The organism is Bacillus sp. T17B1 (genome assembly GCF_026796395.1).
In the GTDB taxonomy this organism is placed as follows: domain Bacteria; phylum Bacillota; class Bacilli; order Bacillales; family Bacillaceae; genus Bacillus; species Bacillus spizizenii_A.
In genome coordinates, this window is the sequence record NZ_JALAYA010000023.1 from 12728 (window position 1) to 31747 (window position 19020).

At 41.8% G+C, this 19020-nt stretch carries 17 protein-coding genes and 1 pseudogene; 8 read left to right on the plus strand and 10 right to left on the minus strand.

Features of this window, described 5'->3' with window-relative positions; all coding sequences use genetic code 11:
* Positions 1 to 118 precede the first annotated feature (118 nt).
* Positions 119 to 1468, minus strand: coding sequence for a Ktr system potassium transporter KtrD (ktrD, locus tag MOF34_RS12245; protein WP_268400312.1), 1350 nt, complete (start codon positions 1466 to 1468; stop codon positions 119 to 121).
* 174 nt (positions 1469 to 1642) lie between these two features.
* Positions 1643 to 2539, minus strand: coding sequence for a protease HtpX (gene htpX, locus MOF34_RS12250; RefSeq protein ID WP_268400314.1), 897 nt, complete (start codon positions 2537 to 2539; stop codon positions 1643 to 1645).
* A 167-nt stretch (positions 2540 to 2706) separates the two neighbouring features.
* On the opposite strand from htpX, the gene htpK reads away from it, so the two are divergent.
* Together htpK and sspD are read left to right on the plus strand one after the other, a co-directional pair.
* The gene (gene htpK, locus MOF34_RS12255; RefSeq protein ID WP_019714172.1) at positions 2707 to 3408 is read left to right on the plus strand and encodes a transcriptional regulator HtpK; all 702 of its coding nucleotides are present in this window, start codon (positions 2707 to 2709) and stop codon (positions 3406 to 3408) included.
* Positions 3409 to 3531: 123 nt separating this feature from the next.
* Entirely contained in the window at positions 3532 to 3726 is a 195-nt protein-coding gene (gene sspD / locus MOF34_RS12260) for an acid-soluble spore protein SspD (RefSeq protein WP_003218568.1), read from the plus strand.
* A 10-nt stretch (positions 3727 to 3736) separates the two neighbouring features.
* On the opposite strand, the gene MOF34_RS12265 is transcribed toward sspD, so the two are convergent.
* The 4 genes from MOF34_RS12265 to MOF34_RS12280 form a co-directional block, all read right to left on the minus strand.
* Positions 3737 to 4879, minus strand: a complete 1143-nt coding sequence (locus MOF34_RS12265) for an anti-sigma factor domain-containing protein (protein WP_268400315.1) — start codon at positions 4877 to 4879, stop codon at positions 3737 to 3739.
* Positions 4876 to 5631 (minus strand): RNA polymerase sigma factor SigI, encoded by a 756-nt coding sequence (gene sigI, locus MOF34_RS12270; protein WP_268400316.1) that lies wholly within the window; start codon positions 5629 to 5631, stop codon positions 4876 to 4878. The genes MOF34_RS12265 and sigI overlap by 4 nt, the downstream gene beginning before the upstream one ends.
* 262 nt (positions 5632 to 5893) lie before the next feature.
* Complete coding sequence (locus MOF34_RS12275; RefSeq protein ID WP_419901029.1) at positions 5894 to 6688, minus strand: TerC family protein; 795 nt, start codon at positions 6686 to 6688, stop codon at positions 5894 to 5896.
* A gap of 259 nt (positions 6689 to 6947) precedes the next feature.
* On the minus strand, positions 6948 to 7601 hold the full coding sequence (locus tag MOF34_RS12280) for a DedA family protein (protein WP_268400325.1): 654 nt from the start codon (positions 7599 to 7601) through the stop codon (positions 6948 to 6950).
* 186 nt (positions 7602 to 7787) lie between these two features.
* Here MOF34_RS12280 and MOF34_RS12285 point away from each other — a divergent pair.
* From MOF34_RS12285 to MOF34_RS12295, 3 genes and pseudogenes are all read left to right on the plus strand, one after another.
* Positions 7788 to 9279: pseudogene (locus MOF34_RS12285) on the plus strand (MHYT domain-containing protein).
* A gap of 37 nt (positions 9280 to 9316) precedes the next feature.
* Positions 9317 to 10252 carry a Ku protein gene (locus MOF34_RS12290; protein ID WP_080010275.1) on the plus strand — a complete coding sequence of 312 codons (936 nt, stop codon included), beginning with the start codon at positions 9317 to 9319 and terminating at the stop codon, positions 10250 to 10252.
* Between the two features lie 3 nt (positions 10253 to 10255).
* Positions 10256 to 12091, plus strand: a complete 1836-nt coding sequence (locus MOF34_RS12295) for a DNA ligase D (RefSeq protein ID WP_268400320.1) — start codon at positions 10256 to 10258, stop codon at positions 12089 to 12091.
* Positions 12092 to 12228: 137 nt separating this feature from the next.
* Here the strand turns inward: MOF34_RS12295 and MOF34_RS12300 are convergent, their stop codons facing one another.
* The gene (locus MOF34_RS12300) at positions 12229 to 13242 is read right to left on the minus strand and encodes a glycosyltransferase family 2 protein (RefSeq protein ID WP_019714166.1); all 1014 of its coding nucleotides are present in this window, start codon (positions 13240 to 13242) and stop codon (positions 12229 to 12231) included.
* Between the two features lie 12 nt (positions 13243 to 13254).
* Entirely contained in the window at positions 13255 to 14949 is a 1695-nt protein-coding gene (locus tag MOF34_RS12305; protein WP_019714165.1) for a DUF6044 family protein, read from the minus strand.
* Between the two features lie 197 nt (positions 14950 to 15146).
* Between MOF34_RS12305 and MOF34_RS12310 the strand changes: the two genes are divergently transcribed.
* Positions 15147 to 15956, plus strand: coding sequence for a metallophosphoesterase (locus tag MOF34_RS12310; protein ID WP_019714164.1), 810 nt, complete (start codon positions 15147 to 15149; stop codon positions 15954 to 15956).
* A 27-nt stretch (positions 15957 to 15983) separates the two neighbouring features.
* On the opposite strand, the gene MOF34_RS12315 is transcribed toward MOF34_RS12310, so the two are convergent.
* Complete coding sequence (locus MOF34_RS12315) at positions 15984 to 16535, minus strand: YkoP family protein (protein ID WP_029317032.1); 552 nt, start codon at positions 16533 to 16535, stop codon at positions 15984 to 15986.
* Positions 16536 to 16626: 91 nt separating this feature from the next.
* Here MOF34_RS12315 and MOF34_RS12320 point away from each other — a divergent pair, with 91 nt between their 5' ends.
* Positions 16627 to 17718, plus strand: a complete 1092-nt coding sequence (locus tag MOF34_RS12320) for an MGDG synthase family glycosyltransferase (RefSeq protein WP_268400323.1) — start codon at positions 16627 to 16629, stop codon at positions 17716 to 17718.
* 38 nt (positions 17719 to 17756) lie between these two features.
* Here the strand turns inward: MOF34_RS12320 and MOF34_RS12325 are convergent, their stop codons facing one another.
* Positions 17757 to 18221 (minus strand): MarR family winged helix-turn-helix transcriptional regulator, encoded by a 465-nt coding sequence (locus MOF34_RS12325; protein WP_079996345.1) that lies wholly within the window; start codon positions 18219 to 18221, stop codon positions 17757 to 17759.
* 234 nt (positions 18222 to 18455) lie between these two features.
* On the opposite strand from MOF34_RS12325, the gene MOF34_RS12330 reads away from it, so the two are divergent.
* A partial coding sequence (locus MOF34_RS12330; protein ID WP_419901030.1) for a transposase occupies positions 18456 to 19020 on the plus strand: 565 nt, incomplete at its 3' end.

Sequence of the window (19020 nt, forward strand, 5' to 3'; positions counted from 1 at the left end):
CGCTTAAAGATGCAGGAGCGTTAAACTGCACCTGTTGATGTTAGGTTCTCCAACTCAAGCTGCGCCACACATCTTTTTTTTGGCAATCAAAAAACACCGCAAATTATGCGGTGTTTTTCTAGCCAATAATCACTCTTTCTTTCGGATAATGATAATTCGCTTCAATTTCCTTTCTTCCGATCAGATACAGGAAGGTCAGGATACCGATTCGCCCGATAAACATCACAATCATAATGACACATTTTCCAACGTTGCTTAAATCAGCAGTAATTCCAAGTGACAGACCGGTTGTACCGAATGCCGAGCACACTTCAAACAAAAGCTCCAGCAGGGAGTGCTTTTCTGTAATCGTAAGAATGAGTGTCGAGCCAAAAACAAGCAGAATCGCCATCATTGTGACAACAAGCGACTTCATGAGATCAGCAGGATGCAGCTCTCGTTTGAATACCTTGACTGACTTATTGCCGCGGGCAAAATGAAACAGCGCAAGAAGGTTCAGAGCGAAAGTCGTTGTCCGTATGCCTCCCCCTACTGAACTTGGTGATGCTCCGATAAACATCAGCGCGCAAATAAAAAATATTGTAGCATCTGATAATTGGCTGATATCAATAGTTGCCAGCCCCCCGCTTCGGGTTGCCGTTGATTGAAACAGGGACAGAAACAAAATGTCATGCCATGACTTTCCGGCAAACGCGTGGTTTGCTTCCAGGACATAAATGCCGATAGCCCCAAACAAGACGAGTGAGCCGAACGTAATCGTCGTGATTTTCGTAAAAAGTGTAAACGGATATCTTCGATGCTTTGAAAACAAGAAATCCTTTACTTCAACAAGAACGGGAAAGCCAATCGCCCCAAGTACAATTAAAAGCATAGTAATAAACTGTACAAAATAATCGTGGCGAAAAGGGATCATCGAATTACCCGTAATATCAAAACCGCCATTTGTGGTTGCGCTGATACTGGCAAAAAACCCTTGTAAATAAGCTTCCTGAAAGGAATCATAGTAGGTTAAGAAATAAGTGCCGAGTATGAGCCCGCCAAAAAATTCAATCCACAAGATTAGGAAAAGAACCTGTTTCATAAGATTGACAATCCCTGAAAACTGGGATTGGTTTTGGTCAACCATAATCAGTTTCCGTTCTTTCAGCCCGATTCGTTTACCCATGATCAGCCAAATGAACGTTCCGAGCGTCATAATACCAATTCCGCCAAATTGCAGAACAAATGCCAATATAAAAATGCCTATTGTGCTGAATGTATCAGCTGTATCAACTACCGTCAGCCCCGTTACGCTGACTGAACTGACAGCCGTAAACAGGGCATCAATAAACGTCCAGTCTGCCCCCGGTTTATGTGCCGCTGGCAGACTCAGCAATATAACTGCCACAGTGACTGCAAGAAAATAATATAATGCAATTAGCTGGGCCGGCGACAATGCCTGTATCAATTTTCCAACCTTTAATTTCATGTAAAATCCTTCTGCCTCTCTTTTTAAGTACGGTAATTATTCTAAAGATATCGGATCCATTTTTAAAGGCTTTTACGAAACATTTTCTTAACTTGCTTATTTTTTTATTATTTTAGTCAAAGCATAAAATAAAAAACCTCTGAGGGATTCTCTCAGAGGAACAATGTGTTTGTATTATTTAGCTTCTAACCGTCTGATTCGCTCATCTAAATCAGGGTGAGTTGAGAAAAGCGAAGAACGCTTCTTGCCATTAATCTTTAATGTTTGGACAGCTGTCTGATCGTCTTCCATAATGCGGGAAGAGTAGCTCTTAAGCGTCCGAAGCGCATGAATCATCTTATCCTTGCCGGCAAGATCCGCTCCTCCCCTGTCAGCATGAAATTCGCGATGGCGTGAGTACGCAAACACAACCAGGCTGCCGAGTATGGAAAAGACAATCTGAAAAACAATCATTGCAATAAAATGAACGATCGGCGCAAGATCTTCCTTGACGAAACGGCTCGCTATCCATGCTGCGATACGCGATAAAAAGACGACAAAGGTATTGACGATACCTTGTAAAAGCGTCATTGTAACCATATCACCATTAGCGATATGCGCGACCTCGTGGGCAAGCACCCCTTCAACTGCGGCATCATCCATTTGCTCCAGCAGCCCTGAAGACACTGCCACAAGGGAACGGCGTTTTGACGGCCCAGTTGCAAACGCGTTCACTTCGGGTGAACGGTAAATTCCGACTTCGGGCATTTTCGTTAAACCGGCAGAGCGGCTTAATCGGTGAACACGGTCAACCAATTGCTGTTCCTCATAGCTGAGCGTGTGTTTTTCCGGATTTAGCACTCTGACACCCATCATCGTCTTTGCCATCCATCTGGACATCGCAAGAGACATAAAGGAGCCGACAAAACCAACGACTAAACTGAATACAAAGAGCGCAATTAGGTCGATACCGCCATCAGCTGTAAAGTACGTCCCGACCCCGGTAACCGAGCTTAAAACAGACAAAACGATTCCGATTGTTGTAAGCACCAAAATATTCGTTAAAATAAATAGAAAAATTCTTTTCGCCATGACAACCTCCGTTATTTTAAGTTCAGAAGAACCTGTATACTTAAATTATAAATCATCCGTTTGAAAATGCAAGGAATTCGACGTATGATGTTAGTAATTGCTGACGCAACACTTTAGAACCCATACATAAACTATATTCGCGTCAAATTGTTTTAAAGAGGTGAACAATGAACATTTTTAAACTCACTCGAACCGATATGGTGCGGCTGCTCTATTCTCTAAAAGGACAAGGAGAAATAAGCCCGCTCGACATTCTCGTCCAATCAGCGACCATGTCAGCAGAAAAGGCAGCCAACCATCTTGAAATTCCTGAATTTCTCACAAGATACGAACGAAGAAAGCAGAAAAAAGAATACGGTCTCTCTACAAACGAAATCGTAGAGCTTGGCAACCTATGCGAGCTGACTTCGTTAAAGTCCACTGCAATTCAAAACTGGGTAAAGCGTGATATTAAGGATTTGATCGGACACCCTGAATTGGGCAAAAAATACTCAGTTGAACAGGCAGTCATTCTTTTAATTGTACGTGATTTAAAATCCATTTATGACTTTGAACACATACGTGCTATTTTAAAAGTGGCCTTTAACACAATTACAGACAGATCCGACGATGTCATCAGCCCAATTTCTTATTATGAAAGCTGTGCATATGTGCTTGATGCCGTTCATCACCAAGACACGCCTTCTATGAAAGAATCGAATCTGCAGGAGATCGTCGAACAGGAGACAGAGCGTCTACGCCACCATTTTGAAGAACTGAATGACAGCCAATGGCTGAAGATCAGACAGATTATCGCCATTACAGTCCTCTCCATTTTGACCTTCCATATTCAAGCAACCGCACATAAAATGACAGAAGACATTATATAGTCTGCGTCACCCCCGGCTTAGTGGCCGGGGGTTTCTTATTCTCCACAACAATTGCCAGCATAAATAAACCACGTACATTTCAAACTAAGTACGCGTCAAGTATTGAAAAAGGAGATGAAAAAGATGGCGAGCAGAAATAAACTCGTTGTTCCAGGGGTGGAGCAGGCACTAGACCAATTTAAACTCGAAGTGGCTCAAGAATTCGGTGTAAACCTTGGTTCTGATACAGTCGCACGCGCTAACGGCTCTGTAGGCGGGGAAATGACAAAGCGGCTGGTACAGCAAGCACAATCACAATTAAATGGCACAACTAAATAAATTCAGGTCTTTATTCGCCGGGGGCACTCGGCGAATCTTCTGTTTGAGCTGAATTATTATCACTGCTGTAGCCGTTTTGATTACTGCGGTCCGAAGTGTTATCCCTGTTGGACGAAGAACGATTCCTGCCTTGTTCACCGTTATTCCAGTCTCTGTGATATTGGCTTTGATCTTTTTTAGCGCGGTTGTCTTCATTTCCTTTATCTTGAGGATCTTGTATTGGGGTTTGCTCATGATCCCCATCTTTTTCGGCATTTTTGTTTTCATCTGATTTCTTTACATTTTGATCTTTGTCTTTATCATCAGTCTGTTCATTTGTTTTATCTTCTTTCTGGTCTCCGGAATCCGTATCATCCAGCTGTTCATTATCTCCATTGCCGTCCTGGGCGTCAGGTGAATCGATATTTTCATCCTCATTTCCGGCATTCTTTTGATCCTCTTCCCCGGATGGATTGCTGGAGTCATCTTTTGGCTCTTTATTATCCTTTTTTTCATTTGATTTGATGTAGCTGCCTGTTGAAACGCCTTTCTTTTTCGCTTTTTCCCTCGTCTGCATATCTGACTCGAGAGATTCCATGCGATATGTCGTTTTATATTTTTCCGTCACATCGTTCAGCTGTTTTTTCACAGCTTTTTTATATGTATTGTCTTCCATATTTTCATAAACAGTGGAAATCAATATTTCTTTCGATTTCTTTACATACCCATGCTCACTGCAGTCGGTTATAATATCGTCAATCACCTTTTTAAAATCAGTCTTCTCCCAATCATCTATATCATTCACGACTTCCTTTCCCTCATCATTTAAAGGCGTCAGTTCAATCACTTCGTAATCGCTGTTTAACGCCATTTCAAAGCTTGGATTGATATCGATTGTCATATACGCATAGGCCTTATTATTAGAGAAAACGGGGAGAACTATAAAAATAAAAAGCATAATAGCAGTCATCGTAACAATCCCCATTTTGAAAGGGCGCAGTTTTAAAAAATCAAAAAAGCTGGCCCTTCTGCCCATGCGTGATTCACTCGGAAGCATAATTTCTTCTCCGATTTCATAGCTGCGGCGATCATTTTTGGCTTTTAAAAATTGTCCGTCAGGGGTCAGCAACGTAACGAATTTTCTATTTTTCTCTACTATAATCCCTCTTCTCATGAGTGCAGCACCCCTTTAAGATAATCTTTTAAATAAATATAATCACCCGTAATGATAATACACATCGCAATAATATATTTTCTGTTTCTCTCAATCGTTTTACGGCTGACAGAGACAAGCTGTTCTAGCTGTTTCACCGGAAGCTGTTTCTTTGTATACAGGATAGCGGCTAATTCTTCATGTTCAACCAGGGTCATTGCCACCTTTATGGCGTTTTGCCTAGCGTCCGCATGCTTTGGAGAGTTTTCAAGCAGTTCTTTAAACGATAAATCATAATCTTTGAGCTGCTTTTGGAAATAGAGGATTTCCTCCCGCCTCTGCTCCTGCTCAATCTGGCGGCGGTATTCATCAATGGAAAGCTCAGCTTCAATCAGGCTTTGTGATGATTCCTGATCGTCTCCTTCCTGTAAATCGATATTTATATTTTGTGCGCTTCTGGCTTCTTTTCTGATGTAATCAATGACTTTTCTTTTTATTATTAGCTCAGCAAATGCGAGCAGAGAATTGCCTTTTTCAGGTGAGTATTTTTCAATAGCTTCATTAAAAGCGATCAGTCCGATACTGAACTCATCGTCTTTTTCATCTATATATCGTTTACAAACGGATGAAACCGTCTTTGCGATAAATGGCTTATATTGCTGTATTAATTCATTTTGAAGATCTTTATTGCCTTTTTGTATACTTTCAACAGTTTTTTCAAGCGTTTGCTTCTTTTTTCCCAATTTAAACAAAAGGCTAAGCACTGGTTTCACCTCAGTTCCTCCCTATAACTACTCATTAATGATAGCTAATTTGATAGGGATTCGCAAAGGAGAAAAAGAAATATTGATTTCCAATGTCTCAATTGTGACAAACCATTCTGCGTCCTATACATGATTTCGTGCCTTTCTAGAGAATTAAGGGGGTTTTACACGTGTTTTTTGTAACAAAGCTGTTATAAAAATGTTATTTTATTTCGTTCATGAAAACGTTTTAAACATGAAAAGACTCTGCTTTTTATGCAGAGTCTTCAGATTACGCCCGTTCCCGGCTGCTGTTTTTTTGTTCGTTTTGTGCGCCCTCCGGCTGTTTTTTTCCACCTGACATGAACCAGCCGCAAACCGCGATTGCCACTAAGACACCCCAGAAGATGAGCTTCCAAGTTCCAGAATGGATAAAGTGTTCAGAAACAACCGCTATGTCATGATGGGCAAGCGTATATAAAGCAAGCTTTACTCCGACCCAGCCGACAATCACAAAGGCTGCTGTTTCTAGGCTTGGACGTTCCTTTAATAACTTAACAAACATTGAAGCTGCAAACCGCATAATTACCAGGCCTATGATACCTCCAGCCAAAATGACGATAAATTGTCCTCCGTCAAGTCCGCCGATTTTCGGAAGCGATGTTCCAGGAAGAGTAACCGCCAACGCGACTGCCGCTAAGATGGAATCAACCGCAAACGCGATATCTGCCAATTCAACTTTTAAAACAGTCGGCCAAAAACCGCTTTGCTTTGTCTCTTTATGCGTGTCTTTTTTCTTAAATACATATCTTTTCAATAAATGGCTTGCTGAGATATACAGCAAATAGATTGCGCCAATTGCTTGAACCTGCCATACGTTGACTAAAAAAGAAATCGCGAATAAAGAGCCAAACCGCAGAACAAAAGCCCCTGCCAACCCATAAAATAACGCCTTTTTTCGTTTTTCCTCCGGCAAATGTTTTACCATTACCGCCATAACCAGCGCGTTATCGGCAGCTAAAATCCCTTCCAGCCCGATCAAGACGAGAAGAACCCAACCATACTCTAATAATAATGCTGCATCCATAAATGATACCCTCCCAAAAAAGTTGTTTTCTTTCTCTTCATCCGATCTTATGCCGGCCGGACCATGCAAAAAAGACCTTTGCCGACATAAGGCAAAGGTCTTGCTAGACATGAATTCAGGCATGCCAACAAAGCCGATGGATATCGCTATCCATGAAATGACGACTTTGTTTCCGGAAAACATTCCGGACGCTACTCCCCTTTGGGATTTCAAGAAATATGATATTATACGTCAATGATATGCGCAGCGCGAAACTTTGTCAACGTTTATTTTTAAAAAATACAGATAATTGTTCGGTATGAGTGCGTTTCTTCCTCTTTTTTAGCAGCAAATAGAGCAGGAACAGTGCTAAAATCGCTATCCCGATTGGAAGCATATATTGATCGAGTATAGAACCGACTTCCTTCCAATTTTCACCGAGCTTCACACCGAGATAAACATATACAAATGTAATCGGCAGCATGGCGATAAACGTATAAAACGAAAACACCCAAACGTTCATTTTTGCAATTCCGCACGGTATAGAGATCAATGTCCGAATGCCTGGCAAGAAACGGCCGCTGAAGGCTACAAATCCCCCATGCTTTTTGAAAAATTCATCAGACTTATCAAGCGCTTCAGGCTTAATAAAGAGATACTTCCCGAAACGTTCAAGAAACGGCCTTCCTCCATACCGGCCTATCCAATACAGCGTAAGCGGGCCTGCCACTCCTCCAAGAGATCCTGCCAAAACAGCGCCAAAAAGTGTCATATCACCTTTAGATACCCAATAGCCCGCAAGCGGCAGGACAATTTCAGCAGGGATAAACTCAATACAGAGCGCTAGAAATATTCCAAAATAAGATAAGCTTTTAAATGCTTCTATCCATGACATAACCAGCTCTTCGATAGCCATCACTTCCCCTTTTTCCATATTTATGTAAAATGCATTTTGTTTTTCGACAAACGTCAACATAATTTTAACACATTTTTCACGGTCAGCTGAACTAAAAATAGATACTACCGTATTTCTTCATAAAGGCTGAAACTCTGAGACTAAGCAGCCGATAATAATGAGAGTCAAGAAGACAGCAACACAGGACACGGGGGGAATCTCCATTTGGAAATACACGTTACATATAATATAACGCTCATATGTTTATCTATTTTTATTGCCTGTGCAGCATCGTACATTTCCCTTGAACTGTCAAGGAAAGTCACTATCAATACAGGCTTAAAAAGCTTATTTTGGCTGATCGGCGGCTCACTTATAATGGGATTCGGTATATGGTCAATGCATTTTGTAGGCATGATGGCCGTCTATATGGAGATGCCGATGCAATATGAATTCATGCCTTTAATTGCATCAATTGGCGCAGCTGTTTCCGGATCATTTGTGTCATTATATTTTGTCACCTGGGATTTTCTTGCGAATTACAGACTGCTTACCGGATCAGTTGTGCTCGGGGCATCTATAGCATTTATGCACTTTATCGGAATGTCTTCCATTTCCCGGGTAATGATTATGTACGAACCGATCCTTTTTGCAGTTTCTATTATCATTGCGATTGCGGCATCTTTCGTCTCGTTAAAAATATTCTTTGACTTGGCCTTAAAAAAACATTCTGATCATCTTATGTTTTATAAGGTCATCAGTTCAATTGTAATGGGTACTGGGATTTCAGGCATGCAATATACAGGGATGCTCGCGGCATCTTTTCACGAGGACATGGGACCGCTCGGAAGCCATATGGAGGTACAAACGTTTCATTGGTCGATTTTTGTTACGTTAATCGTTATCTGTATACAAACGCTATTATTATCCAGTTCCCATGCGGACCGAAAGTTTAGTAAACAGAGCGAACGCATAAAGGATAACGAACAGAGGTTTCAGCCTTTAATCGTCCAAAATATTGACGCGATTTTTATTTTGTCATTAGATGGAGACATTATATCGTCCAATCATGCTGGTGAGGACATGATCAGAAAATTTGGTTTTAACATGCACGATTGGAGACATTATACGTCAATGAAGATTAATCGCCTTTTTGAGCAAGTAAAAAAAGAAAAACAGGCCATTAACAGTGATAGCGATCTTATCACTGAAAAGGGCCAGTTTCACTTAAACATCACGCTAATACCCGTTGAGGTCAATCAAGAACTGGACAGCATTTATGTCATTTGCAAGGACATGACAAAGCAGTAACTTAACGGCAGTGATGAGTCGCGAGCATCCTTTGAACAATGGCACAGTTATATTCTTTCTGGACTCGATCACTCCAAGAAGGTTTTGTCTTCTTTAACGGAATTAGGCATCAGAATCAGTATTGATTATGACGGAACGGGACACAGCTCCCTTAATCACTGGCTGAAAATCGACAAATCATTGATTGACGATATTCAGGCCCATCCGAAATCAGAGCAAATTACCGGGGCTATCATTGCCATGGGACATCAGCTGTCTGCAGGTGATTGCTGAAGGGGTGGAAAATTCAGCTCAAAAACAGCTGCGTTACCAAAAGAGCTGTGACCATTTACAGGGCTTCTTCTTTAGCAGGCCGATACCGCCGGAACAACTCGAACAATTAATTCTCGAACAGCCGTCGCAATAACAGCGATGGCTATTTTTTTACCCATAAGTTACTACACATGAATCGTACTCCCCCTCTTCACACTAAAGAAAAAAAGGGGTTTATTAATATGCATACAATGTGGAAGGGATCAATCAGTTTTGGGTTGGTAAATATCCCCATCAAGCTCTATGCGGCCACAGAGGATAAAGACATTAAGCTGCGCAGCCTTCATAAAGAGGATCACGCGCCAATCAAATACGAAAAGACTTGCACGAATTGCGAAAAAACACTCGGTCCTGATGAAATAGTAAAAGGATATGAATATGTAAAAGGAAAATATGTAGTGCTGACGGATGAAGATTTAAAAAGCTTAAAGCAGGAGCATGAGGAGAAAGCGGTTGAGATTGTTGATTTTGTTCAGCTGCAGGAAATTGACCCGATTTATTTTAACCGCTCTTACTTTGTCGGACCCGGGGATAACGGCACGAAAGCTTATACCCTGTTGCGTGAGGCGCTGCGCTCAACCGGAAAGATCGGCATCGCCAATATGACAATCAGGTCGAAGCAGCAGCTGGCCATTCTCCGCGTTTATGAAAATTGTATCGTGATGGAGTCTATCCATTATCCGGATGAGGTCAGAAGCGCTGCCCATGTCCCAGGTGTGCCGGATCAATCGAATGTAAACGAGAAGGAACTGCAAACAGCTATCACATTAATAGACGAGCTGACGGCTGAGTTTGAGCCGGAGAAATATGAGGACACGTACCGGCACGCCCTGCTGCAAAGAGTCAAAGACAAGCTTGAAAATAAAGAAACAGCCGTTACTCCTGATAAAGCGCCTCCTCGTGAAGATGTCATTGACCTGGTCAGCGCCCTGCAAGCCAGCATCGACCGGACCAGAAAGCCGAACCGGGAAACCCCGGCAGCAGCACCAGCACAAACCGATGAATCGAAAGGAGCCGGAGATAAAAAACAAAAAACAACTAGAAAAAAAGCCTCCGGCACGTCATAGCCCATGGCGTTCACCATGCAGCCCGTCCTTACTTCCTCACCGCCAATAGGAGCAGAATGGCGCTACGAAGTAAAATATGACGGGTACCGCTGTATTCTCCGCATCCATTCAGCAGGTGTGACCTTAACCAGCAGAAATGGCTTGGAGCTTAACAGTACCTTTCCTGAAATCACGCAATTCGCCAAAACAGCCTTTCAGCATATGGAAAAAGATCTTCCCCTGACACTTGATGGCGAAATTGTATGTTTGGTGAACCCTTGCCGTTCAGATTTTGAACACATTCAGGTGCGGGGACGTTTGAAAAGACCAGAAAAGATCCAGGAATCGGCAAACGCGCGTCCGTGCTGTTTTCTCGCCTTTGATCTGTTAGAGCGCCGCGGAGAAGATATATCGCCTCTTTCGTATCTGGACCGGAAAAAATCACTGTGCGATCTCATGTCTGCGGCAAAGCTTCCTGCGTCTCCAGACCCTTATGCAAAGGAAACGATTCAGTATGTCCCCTGCTACGATCATTTTGATCCGCTTTGGGAAATGGTTATGAAATATGACGCAGAAGGAATCGTAGCGAAGAAAACAAACAGCAAGTGGCTTGAAAGAAAGCGGTCGTCCGATTGGCTCAAATATAAAAACTTTAAACAAGCTTATGTTGTTATAACAGGGTTTAACCCAAACAATGGATTTCTGACGGTGTCTGTGTTAAAAAACGGCGTAATGACACCGATTGCCTCTGTCTCACACGGAATGAGTGATGAGGAAAAAAACGCCATACGTGAGGTTATGGAACAACACGGACATAAAACATCTTCAGGGGAATTTACGCTAGAACCATCGATTTGTGCAACCGTTCAATACTTAACGATTCTCCAAGGCACATTGAGAGAGGTATCGTTTGTCGGTTTTGAACTCCATATGGACTGGACCGAATGCACATATACACAAGTCATTCGCCACTCCAAACCGGTACATCCAAAGCTTCAGTTCACAAGCCTGGATAAAATCATATTTGAAAAGAATAAAAAAACGAAAGAAGATTTTATTCAGTACATGATTGAAGTCAGTGACTACCTGTTCCCATTTCTGAAAAACCGTGCTGTCACCGTCATCCGCTACCCGCATGGATCAAGGAGTGAATCGTTTTTTCAAAAAAATAAGCCGGACTATGCGCCGGATTTCGTTCGATCTTTCTATGACGGAAGCCATGAACATATTGTCTGCGAGGATATGTCCACTTTATTATGGCTTGCCAACCAGCTTGCTTTGGAGTTTCATGTCCCTTTTCAAACCATTCAAAGCAGGCGTCCGGCTGAGATTGTCATTGATTTGGATCCGCCTTCACGGGACGACTTCCTCATGGCCGTGCAGGCTGCGAATGAGCTGAAGCGGTTGTTTGACTCTTTTGGCATCACATCGTACCCGAAGCTTTCCGGGAACAAGGGCATCCAGCTTTATATTCCCTTGTCCCCAGAGGCATTTACGTATGAGGAAACACGCCAGTTTACACAGCTGATCGCTGAGTACTGCACCAATGCATTTCCCGAGCTATTTACTACTGAACGCTTGATTAAAAACAGGCACGGCAAATTGTATCTTGATTATTTGCAGCATGCAGAAGGAAAAACGATTATTTGTCCTTATTCGACAAGAGGGAATGACCTTGGCACTGTCGCGGCACCGCTCTATTGGCACGAGGTACAGCCCTCCATAACACCCGCTATGTTTACGATTGATACTGTAGTTGATCGGATTAAGAAACAGGGCTGCCCATTTTTTGATTTTTACCGCAACCCGCAAGATGAACCTCTTAACGCCATTTTCCATCAGTTGAAGAAAAAGAGCTGATTTTCATCACATGTAATGGAGGTGGGGTTCAAGAGGACGCCTGAGTCATTAGCTACCTATCATTCAAATACGTGGGTATTCAAAAGCAAGTTTGCCGCACGCTAAAAGAGCTGACTAAATAAGTCAGCTCTTTCCATTCAACTGTACTTTTTTTCTAACCGCTCTTTTTCCTGGCGCTGGAGCGGGCTTAGCGGCTCATTATATAAATCGATATCAATCGCATATTTCGGCCGTCTTTTCACCTCAGAAAAAATGGTTCCAATATACTCTCCGACGATCCCGATTCCCATTAATTGCAGCCCGCCCAAAAACCAAATGGAAATGATGAGCGACGCCCAGCCTGCATTTGTATGGCCTAGCAGCTTTTGTATAAACGCGCCAACTCCTGCCACAGCGCTGAAGAAAAATAAAACAAAACCTAAAAGCGTAAAGAATCGAATCGGTGCGACACTGAATGATGTAATCCCGTTAAAAGCGAATGATAGCATTTTTTTCAGCGGATATTTCGTTTTGCCGGCAAAGCGTTCTTTACGGTCATACAAGACTTCGGCTGATCTAAAGCCAATCATGGGAACAATGCCTCTTAAAAACAGATTCGCTTCCGGGTAACGAGCGAGCTCTTCAAGCGATCTTTTATTCATTAAACGAAAATCAGCATGATTATAAATCAATTTAATCCCAAGCTTATTCATGAGGCGATAAAAGCCTAAAGCGGTCGTGCGCTTAAAAAAGGTATCAGTTTTTCTGCTGCGGCGGACACCATAAACGATTTCGCAGCCCTCATGATATTTCAGCAAAAAATCCCGGATCACAGAGATGTCGTCCTGAAGATCAGCATCAATCGAAATGACGCAGTCTGACCTATTCTTCGCTTTATGCAGTCCAGCTAAAAGCGCTTTTTGGTGTCCGACATTGCAGGCTAATTTTAAGCCTGTCACCTTCTTATTTCTAATGCTCTCCATAGCAATCAAGGCCCATGTACGGTCTTTGCTGCCATCATCGACAAACAGAATTTTACTGTCTTCACTGATTAACTTCTCTTCAATTAAGCTGTCTACAACCTCTGTCAGCTGACGGCTTGTCTCTTGAAACACTTCCTCTTCATTGAAACACGGAACGACGATGGTTAATACTGGCTGTGGCTGTTTCAATCGATATCCTCCTTATCTTGTTTCATATAAATAAATGCGCCAGGCAGAATCTTTATGGTCAAACGTCTTAACGAGCGAAAGATGGTTATGATCAGCATTCTTGATCGGAACTGATGAAAAAATATAACGCCCGCCCATTTTTTTAAATACATCTGTATTTAATTGAAGATTATTAATCGTTTTCTTCGAATTCTTTTTAAAATCATATCGTTTACCGAGTTCATCAACGAAAAGATAGCAGCGGCTGCCCCATTCATCAAAATATTGTTTCAGCCGAGCGTTTTTTTCCAGCTCTTTTTCAATGATTTTCCTAAATTCATATTTATATGAGAGCGGGTACAGATTGTTATACGTATCTAACGTGTAAAACCCGTTATATTGGGCGATAGACGGATGCAGTCCGATGCTTGCCACCCTGTACGAATCTTGAGGACGCCCGATATATTCCTTAATCTCTTTGAATTGCTCGGATGCATAAAATTCCCGGAATGTCGGCGCATTGTAGTGAACGCCATACGTATATTCTTCATTAAAAGGCGCCAACACCATCAGCTGAGCAGCAACTGCAGCATATACAATCCATTTCCATCCTCTTCCCATCCGCCAAATGAGATATAAAGCAAGCGCAAAGCTTACGTATATGACAAGCGGCCGCAGAAAATGAAAACGGGCAAAATTAAATTCGGCTAAAAAGGCAAATTTCTGCTTTGGCACCGCCCATATTTTGTTGAACCAAAATGCATACCATAATGACAGTCCGTAATTAAGCACACATAAAAACAGATAAACATTTTCTAACTTTGTCCGGTTTCGCTTGAACAGCACAGCTGCAAATACGAGCAGCAGGATCGGAAGGATGACAACGGTATGAACTGTCATCACATGATTATGGCCATAGACAAAGTTTTTAACGGATAGACGGAGAGAGTGCCAAACGTCATGCCTTGATGAAATAAATTCAATCCGATGCATCGGTGCGTGCGAGAACAACATCGAATAGACAAGCCGATATTCAACGAAAAGATAAATACTCGTCATAAATGCAATACTGCCTAAAAAAATCAGGTTCCATCTTCTATTTGCGATAGCATCATACAGCCAAAAGCACGCCATTCCTGCCAAGAAAAAGAAGAAGCCTAAGACAAAGCTTGAATATATAGGAAGCAAACCGAGCGTGAGCCACTCTTTCCAAGAGCTATCCCCTTTTCGGATATTTAAAAAAGCCCACAGTGCCAAAGGATATCCAAGCGTACTCAGCATTCCTGAAGGCCAAAAAGGTGTTAAGGCAAATGCCAGCGATACGCCAATTGTGATAAAAGCCGCTTTTGGCTCCGGAATTACATGTTTCTTCAGCAGCATATACATTCCAAAAAAAGCGACAACCCTTGTAATCGTCTGGCTTATTGCATAGGCGGTCATGGAAGAAAAGAACGCGTGCAGCCAAACAATTCCGCTCAACTCAGTGCCAAAGGCGTCCCGAGGCAGCCCGTTAATGATTTGCGGAATGGCCGCGTCAACCTTGCCGATGATTTCTCCGCTATCTGCCAGTACCTTGTACCAAGCGATATTCGAATCTAAATTATCGTGCACGCGAATATGGGCATCTTCCTTTAAAATAAAGAGCGGGGATACATATAGCAAAAGGAGAAATAATGCGATCCAGAGATAATATGTTTCTTTTTTGTGTTGTCTCATTAATCGTAACATCGCTTACACATCCATTTGTTATTCTGACACCGCATCCGGCATGATCTGCCACATGTGTCAAAATTTATTATCCCTTTTCCTCTCCAAAACATTCATCAGATGACAAACCGTTTTTCGACCTGTCTCTTACCCATTAATTCCCGCTATCCATGAGGCTTGATTACTTACTATACTGATAGGAGGGGAGGGGATGTATTTTGTTTACAATATTACTTTCATTGGCCATACTCGTATCTGTGCCATTTATATATAAAGCGAACCGCAATACAAAAGATGTAAAGGTCAACACCATTTCAATCGATCAAAAAGACGGTTCAGCCAGAAAAAAGTTAAATATCCTTCATTTATCAGATCTCCACTTAGAAAACATTTCTGTATCAGCTGAAGAGCTGTATCATTTAATAAAAGATCAGCCTGTGGACATCATCGCCCTGACCGGGGATTTTCTAGATCGGAAACGTAATATTCCGAAGCTGGCAGGTTACTTGAAAGCATTGCAAAAGCTGAATCCAGCATATGGAATGTATGCGGTTTTCGGTAACCACGATTATGTATTGAAAGAAAAGGACTTTCAGAGATTGAAGCATGTTTTAGAGGAAAACGGCTGTATCACACTTCAAAATGAACATGTTCAAATTGAGACGGCTGCAGGGCTTGTCAATATTATCGGCATTGATGATTACAGCACGAATCGCAGCAATATTACCGGCTCTTATCAAAATCTTGAAAACGGCTACCACCTTGTATTAACTCACGACCCAAACATTATTCTGGATATGAAAGATGTTCATTATGATTACCTGCTTTCAGGCCATTTTCACGGCGGGCAAATTCACTGGCCAAAACCGTACCATTTAGCGAAAATGGGCAAACTTGTGCGCATGAATATGGTTAAAGGCCTTCATTATCACCATGATAAACCGTTTTATATCAGCGAAGGCTTAGGACAAACCGGTGTAAATATCCGTGTCGGCAGCCGTCCTGAAGTGACATTTCATCAGATATAATCAAGAAAGACTGTGCTGACCAAGGCATCAGTCTTTTTTTTGATAGGTTTTCTGCAGCTTTTCTTTCGAAATAAACAAATAGGATGTATTCGGTAAATGACGCAAGGTCATCTGCTTTGAAGTGAGATAGAAAATGGGTATATGCGTGATCTTTTTAAAACTCCTGTAAATAGGGTTGACCGGGGTGACCACATCAAAACCGAGCCTTTCCACACCTTTGTCAAGCATTGTAATGCCCACAATCCCTTTAATTTTGTCACTTTTTTTGTGATTATTGATGTAATCCACGAGAATCGGCATCGATTGATATACTTTTTGATAGATAATGAGCCCTTTTCTGACTGCGCTTTCAATGCTTTGCAGCTCCCTGACCAGCTTAATGTTGTGCAGATGGATTTTAACGAGCACATCATTTTTTCTTATATGTGTTCCGTCACTCAGTACGACATGATGTCCTTTGTACTTCGTCAACCTGACCCGAAAGACGCTTTTTTGATCTTTGTCAATCAAGGTGAGTCTTGAAAAAAAGAAATAAATCGGGTCAACCACTCTCCAAATAGAAAGGAAACAAGTTTTCATCTCTTCACCTTCCTTATGATCAAAAACACCCTTATATTTTGTGAACGTTCTCCCCAAAATATAGTTGCCATATTTTTTAAGGAGGACCATCATGAAGAACATTCTCATTTTTCCTTTTTTAAGCATATCCACCGGGCATCACCATGTTGCAGATGCCCTGCAGGCTGAACTGAAGACCCAAGGACTGGCAGCTGAGAAAATGGATATCTTTTCACATACGTATAGACGGTTAGAAAAACTGTCCTCTGAGGCGTATTTAAAATGGATTCAATATTTCCCGAAAACGTACAGCGGCATTTACAGGCTCTTCGCCTGCGGAAAATATCAAAATGATAAACGCTATGCCATATACGAATGGCTGTTCACACAACAAATGAGACACATCTTACAAGAAAAACAGCCTGATATCGCCTTCTGCACACACGCACTGCCTTCTTATCTGTTGAACCGGCTAAAGCCGGAATATCCGAATATGAAGGTTGTGAATGTATATACTGATTTTTTTGTGAATCAATTATGGGGGCGGGAGAATATTGATTACCATTTTGTGCCGATCATGGATGTCAAGAAGCAGCTCATGTCTGAAGGAATCGATCAGAAAAACATATATTTGACCGGCATTCCCGTTCACCCAATGTTTGAAATGGAATCAACAGACACCTGCCAGCATCATCCGCCATACACCATCATCATCACAGGCGGCAGCATGGGAGTCGGGGGTATTTTAAAATGGGTTCAGAATCTGTCGCCAGGCGGAAACATCTTATACAAAATATTATGCGGCAGAAACGAAAAGCTCTACTGCTATGTCAAAAGTTTACGTCACCCTTTTATTGAAGCGATTCCCTATCTTCACAGCAAAGCAGAGATGAATCGTTTATACGATCAAGCGGCAGGCATCATGACTAAACCCGGAGGCGTAACCATTAGCGAATGCTTACAGAAACGGCTTCCGGTATTTATTTTTCATGCGCTGCCGGGACAGGAGGAAATGAATTTGAATCTTCTAATGGAACGGAGGCTTGTCACAGATATGAGAAACTGGGACATGCAGAAAGCAGAGGAGCGTATTGCGGCATTTTTTCAATCGAAACAAATGAAAGAATATGAAAGATGTGTCAATAGATATCTTGGCGAAATATCTGACCGGAAGATTGTAGATGTTTTACAAAGATTGATATGAAATAAAAAAACACTCCCTGAACAGAGAGTGTAAAATAGTTAACGAAACAGCAAATGCTGACTGTGAATGCCTGCTTTCTTCAGCAGAAGGATCAACTGGTCCTGTTCATCAGGCGAAAGGCCTGAAAACGCTCTTGCAATACGCAGTGCATGAATCGGATAAATCTTATCCAAATACTCATTTCCCTTGTCAGTTAAATGCGCATAGACGGAGCGTTTATCTTTCGGATCCTGCTCCCGTACTAAAAATCCGTTTCTTTCTAATTTGTCAATGACATATGTGACGTTTCCGCTCACAAGCAGAAGTCTCGACCCAATTTGCTGTAGTTTTTGCGGGCCTCTTGTGTACAGGAGCTCTAGTACAGCAAATTCAGTGGGATTAAAGCCGTGCTCTTTGCTATCACGGATACTATGTTCAGACACACTTTTGAAAGCCCTTGCAAAAACTCTGTACAAATTCATCGCACGCTCAACTTCTTCTTCGTTAAACGATAATCTCATCATATCTACCTCGTATATAGGATTTTTATAAAAAAATAATGAAAACCCTTACATATAATAAGAGTTCAGTCCCTTACTATACGTATTCGCTATAATTCGAGAAATTCCTTCTGAAACAAAAAAATCCTTATACATTATCTTGTATAAGGATTCAGGCTGTCGAGAAAATCTCGACAGCCTTTATTTTTCCTTAAAATATCCATTCTTTTGTAATAAAATAAAAGAAAGACTNNTCTCATGTTCCACACAAGAAATTCTTCTCAAAACGCAGCCGAATTTGTTCTGCTTGATCAACTCGTCGAAGAGGATCATTTGCTTCGAAAAATTGATAAACACATTGACTTCTCTTTTATCATTGAAAAGGTTAAGCCTTACTACAGCGAAAACAAAGGTCGCCCCTCACTCGATCCGCTGATTTTATTCAAAATGATGTTTATCGGCTACCTCTACGGTATCCGTTCAGAAAGACAGCTTGAAAAAGAAATTTACTACAATATGGCGTACAGATGGTTTTTGGGCCTGAATATCAATGACCCAGTTCCGCACCACTCCACCATCAGCTGGAACAGACGCACACGCTTTAAAGATACAACGATTTTCCAAGACATTTTTGATGAGATCGTTCTTCAGGCCATCAATCATGATATGGTGGGCGGACGTGTCCTTTTCACTGATTCAACTCATCTGAAAGCCAATGCCAACAAGCACAAATACACAAGAAAAACGATTGAACAGGATACACAAAACTATATCAAAGATTTAAATGAAGCCATTCAAGAAGATCGGGAGGAGCACGGAAAAA

What these genes read in the sequence shown, in the direction of transcription:
- MOF34_RS12305 (WP_019714165.1), bottom strand. Translation starts at nt 14,949, where the DNA reads ATGTTACGATTAATGAGACAACACAAAAAAGAAACATATTATCTCTGG.
- MOF34_RS12325 (WP_079996345.1), bottom strand. Translation starts at nt 18,221, where the DNA reads ATGATGAGATTATCGTTTAACGAAGAAGAAGTTGAGCGTGCGATGAAT.
- htpK (WP_019714172.1), top strand. Translation starts at nt 2,707, where the DNA reads ATGAACATTTTTAAACTCACTCGAACCGATATGGTGCGGCTGCTCTAT.
- ktrD (WP_268400312.1), bottom strand. Translation starts at nt 1,468, where the DNA reads ATGAAATTAAAGGTTGGAAAATTGATACAGGCATTGTCGCCGGCCCAG.
- MOF34_RS12290 (WP_080010275.1), top strand. Translation starts at nt 9,317, where the DNA reads ATGAATCGTACTCCCCCTCTTCACACTAAAGAAAAAAAGGGGTTTATT.
- MOF34_RS12295 (WP_268400320.1), top strand. Translation starts at nt 10,256, where the DNA reads ATGGCGTTCACCATGCAGCCCGTCCTTACTTCCTCACCGCCAATAGGA.
- MOF34_RS12265 (WP_268400315.1), bottom strand. Translation starts at nt 4,879, where the DNA reads ATGAGAAGAGGGATTATAGTAGAGAAAAATAGAAAATTCGTTACGTTG.
- MOF34_RS12315 (WP_029317032.1), bottom strand. Translation starts at nt 16,535, where the DNA reads ATGAAAACTTGTTTCCTTTCTATTTGGAGAGTGGTTGACCCGATTTAT.
- htpX (WP_268400314.1), bottom strand. Translation starts at nt 2,539, where the DNA reads ATGGCGAAAAGAATTTTTCTATTTATTTTAACGAATATTTTGGTGCTT.
- MOF34_RS12320 (WP_268400323.1), top strand. Translation starts at nt 16,627, where the DNA reads ATGAAGAACATTCTCATTTTTCCTTTTTTAAGCATATCCACCGGGCAT.
- MOF34_RS12280 (WP_268400325.1), bottom strand. Translation starts at nt 7,601, where the DNA reads ATGGAAAAAGGGGAAGTGATGGCTATCGAAGAGCTGGTTATGTCATGG.
- MOF34_RS12275 (WP_419901029.1), bottom strand. Translation starts at nt 6,688, where the DNA reads ATGGATGCAGCATTATTATTAGAGTATGGTTGGGTTCTTCTCGTCTTG.
- sspD (WP_003218568.1), top strand. Translation starts at nt 3,532, where the DNA reads ATGGCGAGCAGAAATAAACTCGTTGTTCCAGGGGTGGAGCAGGCACTA.